Source organism: Corynebacterium sp. (genome assembly GCF_043426755.1).
Taxonomy (GTDB): domain Bacteria; phylum Actinomycetota; class Actinomycetes; order Mycobacteriales; family Mycobacteriaceae; genus Corynebacterium.
Map to the genome: position 1 here is coordinate 1 of NZ_JBHWRP010000035.1, position 10,945 is coordinate 10,945.

The following is a 10,945-nucleotide window of genomic DNA, read 5'->3' on the forward strand; positions in this document are numbered from 1 at the left end:
GATGCCATCGAGGAAGCGGGAGCGCTTGCGCGATTTATTGCCACCTTCCTGGCGGGCGAGCGCCCACGACAAGTGCAGGTGCACCCTGGCGCGGGTCACGCCAACATAGAACAGACGCCGTTCCTCCTCGATCTGCTCATCGCCTGCCTTAATCGCATGCGAGATCGGCACCGTATTTTCCACCAGGCCCACCAAAAACACGGCGTCCCATTCCAGGCCCTTGGCTGCGTGCAAGCTAGCCAGCGTGACACCGTCCACGGCGGGTGGCTGCTTGGACTCTGCACGCTTGTGCAAAGACTGCAGCACGCCAACTAGGTCTGTGGCCTCGCCGTGGTTGACGATGCCCTCGATCAGATCCACCAACGCGCCCAGGACCTGCCAGCGTTCGCGGGCGCGAGCACCTTGGGGTTCTGTGGGAGTCAGCCCCAGTGGGGCCAGGACCTCACGGGCGGCCTGGACAGGGCTTTGTTGCAGGTGCGGCTGCCTCGTCGCGGCGGTAAGCGCCTGGATCGCTTCGCGTACCTCGGGGCGGGTAAAAAAGCCCTCGCCGCCCCGGACCTGGTAGACGATGCCTGCATCCGACAGCGCCTGCTCAAATTCCGCCGACTGCGCATTCACCCTATAAAGGACCGCGATCTCCCCTGCTGGAACACCCGAGTTGATCAGGCTGAGGATCTTGCCTGCTACCTCGCGGGCCTCGGTGGGTTCATCGTCGTAAGCGTTGAAGGTCGGCTGAGGGCCGTGCTCACGCATACCGATCAGCTCTAGGCGGGTGCCCGCGGCCCGGCCGGTCGCCTTGCCAATCACAGTGTTGGCCAGGCCTGCGATCTCCGGGGTGGAGCGGTAGTCGCGCTGCAGCTTGACCACCGTGGCATTCTCATAGGTGCGCGAAAAATTCAGCAGGTAATCAGGGGTTGCGCCGGTGAATGAGTAAATCGTCTGGTTCGCATCACCCACCACGGTGAGGTCATCGCGTTGCCCTAGCCACGCCTCCAGCACGCGCTGCTGCAACGGGGTGACGTCCTGGTACTCATCCACCACAAAGGTGCGGTACTGGTTGCGGAACTCCTCAGCGACTGCCGGCGAGTTCTCCAAGGCACCGGCGACATGCACCAGCAGGTCATCAAAATCCAGCAGCATGCCCTCGGGACTGGTCTTGGATTCTTCGTAGCGGCTGTACACCTCGGCCACTTTGGCGGCGTCCACAGGCGGGGTGCGGTGATAGTCGTCTACCTGCTCCTTATAGCCCTCCGGGCTGAGCAACGTGGCCTTCGCCCACTCGATCTCACCGAGTAAGTCGCGGACCATATCTTTGGAACTATCCAGGCCCACGCTGCGTGCAGCACGGCCCACCAGCGGGAACTTATTATCGATCAGCCGCCACGGCATATCCCCGTACACCTGGGGCCAGAAGTAGCGCAGTTGGCGCAGCGCCGCCGCGTGAAAGGTACGGGCCTGCACTCCCCCAATACCCATTGCGCGGAGACGGTCGCGCATCTCACCGGCCGCCCGCGAAGTAAAGGTCACGGCAAGCACCCGGTTCGGTGAGGCTTGCCCCTGCTCTATCAGATGCGCAATGCGGTAGGTAATCGTGCGCGTCTTGCCCGTGCCTGCACCGGCCAGGATGCAGACAGGCCCGCGCGGTGCAGTGGCGGCGACGCGTTGGTCGTCGTCAAGCACACTCAGATCAATCGTGCCCTGCTCCATCATGCGCCTGCCTTTCTAATCTCATGCTTGCCTGCGCGCCACGTGTCGATGAGGCTGCGTGCTAACGAGCCCGGCAAGGGCAGTGGCAAGCGGTCCACGTCGTCGCGGGTGGCCCAGATGATATCGGCAAGTTCGCCGTCGGTCTCTTCGGCCGGGGGCTCGTCGGTACGCTCGGCGAAAAATCCCATCATCAACGACCCCGACATGGCCCATGGCTGCGATGCCCAATAGGTGACATTGTGGCAGCCGTACCCGGTTTCCTCCTTGACCTCGCGCGCGAACGCTTCCTCAAGGTTTTCGCCATGCTCCACGTAGCCCGCGATGCAGGAGTAGAACCCGCGGCGCTGACGGTTTTCGGCCAGCAGGATGGCATCGGTTCGCGTATCGACGACCACCCCAATCACCGCCGGGTCTAAACGCGGGAAGATGGGCCAATCCCGATCGCCTCGGGCCACAAACCCGGCCTCGTCGTAACGCAACGGGGAGCCGTCGGCGGGATCAAATAGCGTGCGCGCCCGGTTGGCCAGCAGGCTTACCGCGCGTGAAATAGTCCGGTCCTGCGCAAAGTTGCGGGCATAGGCCACCCCGTGCGCGGAGACGTGGCGCACCACCTCGCGTGGTACCCGCACCGCGAAGGTATCGCCGTCGACGTGTACGGACACGCCCAGCGACTCCCCTGCCGCGCTGGCTACGTACAGGGGCCGGCCCGACTGGTCGACGGGGAAGGCGCCCTGGTCGTCGAGAAGTAAATAACGTGCCATTATTCGCGCGGGACCTCCGGTTCTGCCGGGGCGTGGCGGATATAGAGCAGGCGGTCGCCCGGTTCGACCGTCTCAGCTTCTGGCGAGTCAAGGCGGTACAACTCGCCGGAGCGCACCAGACCCAGCACGATATCAGCCAGGTGACGGGGGTTGGCGCCTACCTCATCGTCGGAGATCGGGCGTTCGGCCACGGCGAAACCCTCGTCGGGGCTGAGCAGGTCTTCCGTCATCTCCACCACGGACGGGGTGACGGTGGCCAACCCCAGCAAGCGGCCGGCTGTCTCCGAGGAAATCACCACGGAGTCCGCGCCGGATTGGCGTAGCAGGTGCTGGTTCTCGCCTTCGCGGACGCTGGCGACAATCATGACGGACGGGGCGAGCTCGCGCACCGACAAGGTACACAGGACGGCGGTATCGTCGCTGCTGGTGGCCACCACGACGGATCTCGCGCGGGTTACGCCGGCGATCTTTAACACGTCCGACTTCGTGCCATTGCCTTGCACGGCGACCAGCCCATCAGATTCGGCGCGCGACAAGGCGGTGCGGTCATTGTCAATGACCACGATATTTCCTGGGGCAACACCGTCGGCCAGCAGCGCGTCGACGGCAGAACGGCCCTTCGTCCCGTACCCGATGACGATGGTGTGGTTGCGCACTGTTTTCCTCCAGCGTTGAATTTGAAGCGTTCTGCGTGAGTCTTCGGTCAAGACGGACAGGGTGGTGCCGACCAGCAGCATCAGGAAAGCGATGCGCGCCGGTGTCATCACCAAAATATTAAAAAGGCGGGCGCCTTGCGTCACCGGCGTGATATCGCCGTAGCCTGTCGACGACAACGACACCGCCGTGTAGTAGACCGAATCAATAAAGGTGAGCTCTTCCGAGTAGCCGTCCCGGTCCAGGTAGACGAAGAACGCCACCACGACCAAGATCACCGCCGCGTAGGCGAAGCGGCGGCTCATCAGCGCCCACGGGCTGGAGCGGAAATTTCCCGGCATGCGGATGACTTCCAGCAGCGCGTGATCGGGCTGCTCCGCAAGTTCTACGTCCCCACGGAACCGGGCCCGCGACCGGATTTTCGGTAATCGGCTCACGACGAGCCTGCCTTCCTTGTCTCACCAGAGTCTTTGTTGTCTTTGTCGGCTCTGTGTGAGAACTCTAGTAGCTTTTCCAATTCTTCCCGATCCGGCACATCCCGCGGAGCGAAATCCTCCCCGGTCCGCACGTAGAAAAACGCCGTGGATACGTCGCGCCCGTCGTCGGCAATGCGCTTCCACGCCTCCCTATACACGGCGAGCTGGATTTTAGCAGTCTCCATCTCAGCCCCTGTGGGACGCAGACCGGTCTTCCAGTCCACCACCCACCAGGTGTCGTCGATCAGGAACACCGCGTCCATGCGGCCACGCACCACCGAGTTGCCCAGCGCGATCTCAAAAGGATGCTCGATATACCGTGGTGTCTTCTGCGCCCAGTGGCTGTTCTGGAATCCCTCTTTCAGCGTCACCAGCGTGTCCGCGTCGACGTCTGCCTCATCATTTCCGGGCAGTTCGTCCTCGTCGAGCAGCGGGCGTGCACCATAGAAATCTTCGATCCACTCATGGAACGCGGTGCCGCGCTTGGCATAGGCATTGGGTTTAAACGGCACGGGCCGCCTTGCCCGGCGCGCAAACTGTTCAGGGTCCGCCTTAATGGCCACCACGTCAGAGGCCGTCAATTCGCTGGGCACTTCCACGTCCACATCGGGTGATTGCAGCGCCTCGTATTCCTCGATCAGGGCGGTGGTGTCGCGTTCCCACAGGTCGAAGAGTTCGCCGGGGGTCGCCTCAGGCAGGTCTTCCAGGGCTGCATCGATTTTTTCGGTGGCTTCGCGCGTTCGCGTATCGACGATCGCCTGTGGCCACGTGCCCTCTTCTACCTGCGGTTGGGCTGATTCCTCGTCGGCACTTGCCTCCTCGCTGCTGACCCACGCTGCGATCTGACTGTCGTCGACAAGCGAGCTCAGCGCCTCGAAGTGTTCATAGGGCCCTGTTGCTTTCCGCGTCGTGGGCGTGGTTGCTGAGCCGGTGATCAGCAGCCGGCGCTCGGCGCGCGTGATGGCCACATAGAACAACCGCGCGGTTTCTTCGGCGGACGCCTGGCGCACCTCCTTGAGGAATTCTTGTCCGGCGTCTTCGAATTCTTTCTTGTCGCTGGCTTCTTCGATGGCGGTGAATTCTTCGCTGGGCAGGCGTTGGACCTGGGTGAGGAATGTTTCGGCTTTGGCCGAGTAGGTGCGCTGATCCGCGTGAACGACGGCGACGGTGTCCCATTCCAGCCCCTTGGCTTTGTGGGCGGTGAGAATCTGGACGCGGTCGGTGCGCACCGCAACGGTGCCAGGTGTCAGTCCGTCTTCGTGCTCGCGGGCTAGTGCGAAGTAGTCCAGCAGCCCGTCAAGGCTTGCGCCTGGGTAGGCGGCTACTTCGTCGGCAAGCCTGTCGAGGTGCACGGTTCCTGTGGTGCTCGGCCGCGAGAGCACTTCGGTGCGGATATTGAACAGGGAGATGATGTCTGCGATGACGTCCGGGAGCCTCTTGCCCAGGCTGTACATGCGCAGCTGGCGCAGTTTCGACGATAGCTCCCGCAGCCGGCGCAGGCCCTCCTCGCTATAACGTTCCGGTTCACCGAGGTCCGCCACCGCGTCCGTCAGTCCTGCTTGTTGGTCGGGATGGCTTGTCGCCGCGTGCGTATCGACGACTAGCTGATCCAACTCATGCCGGAGCCGGTCCAGGGGGTCGGTCGGGTGCTGTTCCTCACCCTTTCCGTCGGCGGCATCGCCGTCGCCCCCGGCGTCGTCGTCGCCGCTCCCTGCCGCCGAGAGGTTGGCCGCGCGGTTAGACAAGGCTACAAGGTCAGCCGCGCCCAGCCCGCAGGCTGGGCCGGTGAGGATACGCAGCGACGCCTGGGAATCCTCGGGGCGCACCAGCATGGTGGCAAGGGCGACGACATCGGCGACCTCGGGAACGTCCAACAGGCCTGCTAGTCCCACGATCTCGTAGGGGATCCCGCGCTGCTCCAGCTGCTCGGCCATGAGTGCGGAGTGGGCGTTCTTGCGCACAAGGACGGCTGCGGAGAACTCATCCTCACTGTGGAATTGCTCGGCTAGCGTATCGGCCACAAAAGCCATCTCTTCTGCCTCGGTGGCGAAAAAGCCGAGTGTGACCTCACCTGGGTCGGGGTCGGGGCGCGATTCCAACCGTGCTACCGCGCGGGTGGCTGGGTTCCTGCCCAGCACCGCGTCGGACACGCTGTTGGCAAGCTCGAGCACCTCCGGCGGGTTGCGCCAGGAGGTAGTCAGTTCACGCTTGGGCGCGGGCTGGCCATTCGGCAGCGGGAAGTCTTCCACGAAGGCTGCGAGGTTGGCGGCGGTTGCCCCGCGCCACCCGTAGATTGCTTGCATGGGGTCGCCCACCGCCGTCACCGTCAGTGGTGTGCGGTTGTGTTGACTGTGGTCCTGGTAGTCGCGGCCTTCGCCGAAGAGGCTGCGCAGCAACACGCGCTGGGCGTGCGAGGTGTCTTGGTACTCGTCCAACATGACCACCCGGAATCGACGTCGCTGCGATGCTCCCACCTGGGCGTGGTCGCGGGCCAAGCGCGCTGCCACCGACATCTGCTCATTGAAAGTGACCACCCCGCGCTGCGCTAGTTCCTGCTTCAAGGCGGTGACCAGCGGCAGGTAGTCGCGGCGCAGCTGTTGGGCGTTCAGCCACTTCTCCATGGGCTTGGTCAGTTCGGTGCGCTGCCGAGGCCCCTTCGGTAGTGAGTCCACTTCCGCGATGAACGCGTCGGCTTCTTCGCGGATCCACTCCGGCGAGTGCAGGTCATTGTCCATCTCCGTGACAAGGGCGAGGAGGTTCTCAGTCACGGTCCCCACGGTCGAGCTTGCGCCTAGCTCTCCGGTGTAGTTGGTCACCACATCGCGGGCGATTGAATTCAGCTCCGCTGCGGTGATCAGGCGCGCGTCTGGTTCCACGGGCACGAGCAAGCCGTACTCACGCACCAGGTCCGCGGCGTAGGCATCGTAGGTGGCAACCGTCGGCGTAATCACGGTGAGTGCATCGGCCAGCGTCCCTGTGGGGTCCAGCCTGCGCACCAAATCCGTATTGGCGGCCAGTGTGCTCAGCCGGTCACGAATGCGGCGCCCCAGTTCCTGAGCGGCCTTGCGGGTGAATGTCAGCCCAAGAATTTCCTCAGGCCGAGCGAACCCGTTGGCCACCAACCACACCACGCGCGAAGCCATGGTTTCAGTCTTGCCCGCGCCGGCACCGGCGACGACCAGCAAAGGTCCTGGGTCTGCTCCAATGACAGCCGCTTGCTGATCTGTTGGGGGAAATTTCTGGCCCAAGTAGTTCGATAGGACCTTCGGGGACATGGGGGTGTTGTTAACCACGGGTAATGTCCTCTCCTTCTGGCTGGACCGGGCACATGGCCCGTACCGGGCAATGCTCACACTGTGGACCTGTCCGGGCGGTGATGGTGGGGCCGGTCAGTTCATCCAACAGCGGAGTGACACGGCGAGTGAACTCTGCCAATTCCTCATCGGTTTTCGCCACCTGGTCGCGGGTGGTCACGGCCGCTGCAGAAGTCGCCGGGTACACCAACAGTGCACCACCAACCTCGATGGGGTCCTCGTCGTTAAGCGCCGTGCGAATCGTGTTCCCTCGCAGTGTTCCGTGGGCCAATGCCAGCTGGTAGGCGGTCAGCTGCGCATTGTCGCGCGTGGCGTCCACGCTGGGCGCGGTTTTCCCAGTCTTCAAATCGACGATAATTGCCCGCCCCTCACCGTCGTGCTCGAGGCGATCGAGCCGGCCGCGGATGCGTAGCTCCGGGGTGACCTCCACGTCGACTGGCAGCTCCGTCCCAACAAGCGTGAACGCAGCGCGTGACGACGAAATCCACTGCGATGTGCGGTCCAATAAACGTTCGAACTGTTCCAGATCACTCACACGCTGCCACGAAGGCACTTCTTGCACCTGCTCATAGGCGTCCATCGTGGCCCGGCGCGCCATTTGCTCATCCGCCCCATTTCCAATGGCTTCGAAATAGGCGTGCACCATGGAACCGCGCACCATGTGGACGGTGCTGGACGTCTGGATCACCCGCTCCAGCACCTCCTGGAGGGGGCAAGCGAGCAGACCTTCGATACGCGAAGGAGATAGCGCCCGAGGTGTGTCCAGAGGCTCGTCGGTAGACGGTTCCGTTGTCGTGTACCACTCCTGGTGTGCGGCCCCCGGGATGGTGGCCGCGGTGAGCCTGGCGAGTTGTCGGGTCGCCTGGGAGCGCACGGATTCGGAAACGTCGTCGGCGGTGACGGCTCGTCTCAACTCGGCGATCAGGTCCGACCGCGACAGAACGCGCGCCGTTGAGGGCAGTGCGGGGGCATCTTCGGCCCAGTCAGGATCGTCGTCTGCATCGTGTTCAGTAGGTGTAATGTCGAAGCGGTCGCAGAATTCTTCGATGAAGCGCGACGGTTCTTGGGCTTCGTCGTCGTCCGGTGCGTTCACCGCCGTGACCAGCAAAGAAGTCCTTGCCCTTGAGGTGGCCACGTGGAACAGACGGCGTTCTTCCTTCAGCCGGTCGGCGCTATGGGAGACAGGGACCGCGGGGTCAATGCCCGCATCGAGCAGATCGATCAGGTCCTCCTGGCCGAATAGTGAGCCCGTCTCGCCTAAGCTTGGCCAGCTGCCTTCCTGCACGCCGGCAACTACTACATGGCTGAACTCGAGGCCGACAACACCGTGGGCGGTCAGCAGCGAGACAGCATCGGGGGTGGCAGTTCGACGATCACGCACACCGGTGGGTAGTTCCTGCTCGGAGATGTGAGTGATGAAGGCTTCAATGCCTGCCTCTGGGCGGCGTTCGGCGAAGTCACCAGCGGCGTCGAAAAGCGACATCATCGCATCCAAATCGCGATCGGCTTGTGAACCTGCTGCCCCACCGCGTAGGGCATGTGCCATCAGCCGGTCGCTTAAGCCCGTGGCGTTCCACACCGCCCACAGGATGTCCTCCACTGTCCCGTCGGCGGAGATGGCGGCGTGGCCGGCCTGCATCACGGTGCGGATCCGTTCCAGGATGTCCAGTTCGCGGTCGGTCAGCGTGGAGCCGAAGTCTGGCAGCGGCGCCTCCGGCTGCAGCAGCTGGCGCAAGGTCTCTTCGGCGCGCGTGCCCGGCGAGAAACGCCGCAGGCCGCGCAGTAGGCGGCGCAGTGTTACCGGGTCAGTGCCTCCGACGGGGCCCAGCAGCAGGTCGCGCCACTCGCTAGTGCTCAACTCTTCGAAAAGTGCGCGTACCCCCAAAATCATGGCGGCGACGATCCGCTGCTCGCTGAGCACGATGTCCGTGGGGTTGATCGCCACGGGGACCCCGGCCTGCAGCAGGATGCGGTGGATTGGTTCAAGCATGCCGGTCGACCGGACAACCACCGCGATCTCGTTCCAGGCCACCCCATCATCGAGGTGAGCTCGGCGGACGTGATCGGCGATGACGCGGTGCTGGGTGGAATCGGTATCGCTAATGACCACCTCACGCTGGGGAACACGCCGTGACTCGCCCAGATCAATCGTGGTGGCCTCCAGAGAGGAGAAAAAGGCTGGCGAAGCACCCCGGAAGTGAAAGACGGATTGGTCAAGGTCACCGCCCACGACGGCCAGGTCTGCCTGCTGGATCAGCTGCTCCAGCAACTGTCCAGAAGTGGGGTCAAGGTGCTGGGCATCGTCGATAAGCACGGTGTGCCACTGGGACTCCACCGGCTGCTCCAGCACTGTGGCAACCAGCTCCGAGGCGGAGTAACTATCCACGCCCCACAAGCGCATCACTTGTTGGTATTCGGCGAGGAAGTCTCCTGCTGCGGACCAAATTGGCATCTGGTGGCGCGCGCCCAACTGGCGCAAATCATCCGGTGTGAGCTGGCGTTCCACGGCGCGCAGCAAAAAGTCACGCAGCTGCCGGGCAAACCCCACGAACGTTAGCGCTGGGCGCAGTTCTTCCGGCCAATTCCCTGTGCCGTACTCGGCATTGCCATCGAGCAGCTGTCTGATGACGGCGTCTTGCTCAGCGCCGGAAATCAAGCGGATTTGGTCCTGGGCGCGTTGGCGCACAATCGCAAAGGCAAGGGAGTGCACCGACCGAACCAGCGGCTCATTGGCCACAAAACCCGAGTCTGCCACGCGTTCTGACAACTCACGGCGCAGGCGCGCCCCCGATTCCTTCGAGGCAGTGACCACCAAAACACCATCCGGGTCGCCCGTGCGGCGGATCGCCTCCATCGCCGTATCCAGAAGGAAGCTGGACACGCCCGAGCCAGCCTGGCCCGTCACCCGCCACACGCCACGGGTGGGCAGCTCAACGCCCCAGGTCCTCTGCGGAATATGGGGTTCCCGCGGGACGAGGCGTGCGCGCGGGTGGGGAGGAAGTTCGACAACCATAGGTTAGATTGTCGCAGACTCCTCGGACATGAGGATGCTACGCACCCGCCCAACATTCGAGCGGACATTCGACGTCTGGTCGCGCACCAGGATTTCTCGATAACGCAATGCGCGCTCCGTCAGCTCCACGATGTTAGGAATATGCGCCCAGCGGTCCACAACCGCGTCATCGACAGCTTGGGCAATCAGCGCGTCAACCAGCACCAATGCTGCGGTATAACCGTGGGGACGCAACTGGCCCGTCGGAACAATATCGGTCAAGGCCGGAGGCATCGTGCCCGAGTAAATGGTGCACGCCAGAAAATCGGCATGGCACACCTGAACGGGGCCCGCCACTTCAGCGCCCTCCCAGGCGGCGGCGTCGGCGCGCGCCCACTGGTCCTCACGATTCGATGGTGCTGCCTCACACGCGGTTGCGGCATCGTCGAAACGCAATGCCGCAGCAATAGTTTCGTCAACCCGGCGCGCGGTATCCCCCTCGATGAAGTCACTAGCTTTAAAACCGCCGACGACGAAACGCCCATCAGTCGCGCGGACGGGGCGGGAGACACGCACGCCGTCAATGGCGATCTTTTCACGTACCTTCGCGGCCCACGCCGAAGTACTCGTCGCCTGTGCAAAGACGGTATTCCCGATCAGCACCCCGTTATCCCATGCTGGGCCCAGGGCCTGCGGGTGGGCAGGCTCGGCTTGGAACGCCGAAGCGACATGGCCTGGGACCACGCCAGGCATGTCGCGCTCTTGTGAATCAGACACAGTTATTCTCCTCACTACATTCCGAGCGCATTACAGCACGTCGGGGCGCGGGAACGGCCACGGATTTGCGCGGCACGTATCGGAGTTGTCGGGGTACACCTCGGTGGGATCCAGCTCGTACAGCTCACCATTGTTCAGGCTGAGCGTCTGCTGCATCATGATCGGTGCCAACGCTCCATCACGCCCGCACGGCTCGTGCGCGGCATAACCCAAGCCATGACCGACTTCGTGGTTAATAAGATACTGCCGGTACGCACCCACGTC

Annotated in this window: 7 protein-coding genes; all 7 read right to left on the minus strand. The window is 63.4% G+C overall.

Going from position 1 to position 10,945, the window contains the following annotated elements; genetic code table 11:
• A partial coding sequence (locus ACHFGA_RS03150; RefSeq protein ID WP_394280978.1) for an ATP-dependent helicase occupies positions 1–1,710 on the minus strand: 1,710 nt, incomplete at its 3' end.
• Positions 1,707–2,468, minus strand: coding sequence for an NAD(+) diphosphatase (locus ACHFGA_RS03155; protein ID WP_394280979.1), 762 nt, complete (start codon positions 2,466–2,468; stop codon positions 1,707–1,709). The genes ACHFGA_RS03150 and ACHFGA_RS03155, both read right to left, overlap by 4 nt.
• Positions 2,468–3,559: a potassium channel family protein gene (locus ACHFGA_RS03160; protein ID WP_394280980.1), complete on the minus strand. Its 1,092-nt coding sequence runs from the start codon at positions 3,557–3,559 to the stop codon at positions 2,468–2,470. The genes ACHFGA_RS03155 and ACHFGA_RS03160 overlap by 1 nt, the downstream gene beginning before the upstream one ends.
• Positions 3,556–6,873, minus strand: coding sequence for a UvrD-helicase domain-containing protein (locus ACHFGA_RS03165; protein ID WP_394280984.1), 3,318 nt, complete (start codon positions 6,871–6,873; stop codon positions 3,556–3,558). The genes ACHFGA_RS03160 and ACHFGA_RS03165 overlap by 4 nt, the downstream gene beginning before the upstream one ends.
• Positions 6,874–6,883: 10 nt before the next feature.
• Positions 6,884–9,925 carry a PD-(D/E)XK nuclease family protein gene (locus ACHFGA_RS03170; RefSeq protein WP_394280981.1) on the minus strand — a complete coding sequence of 1,014 codons (3,042 nt, stop codon included), beginning with the start codon at positions 9,923–9,925 and terminating at the stop codon, positions 6,884–6,886.
• 3 nt (positions 9,926–9,928) lie between these two features.
• Positions 9,929–10,681 carry a hypothetical protein gene (locus ACHFGA_RS03175; protein WP_394280982.1) on the minus strand — a complete coding sequence of 251 codons (753 nt, stop codon included), beginning with the start codon at positions 10,679–10,681 and terminating at the stop codon, positions 9,929–9,931.
• A gap of 30 nt (positions 10,682–10,711) precedes the next feature.
• The coding region (locus ACHFGA_RS03180; protein ID WP_394280983.1) for a DUF3152 domain-containing protein at positions 10,712–10,945 on the minus strand (234 nt) is incomplete at its 5' end.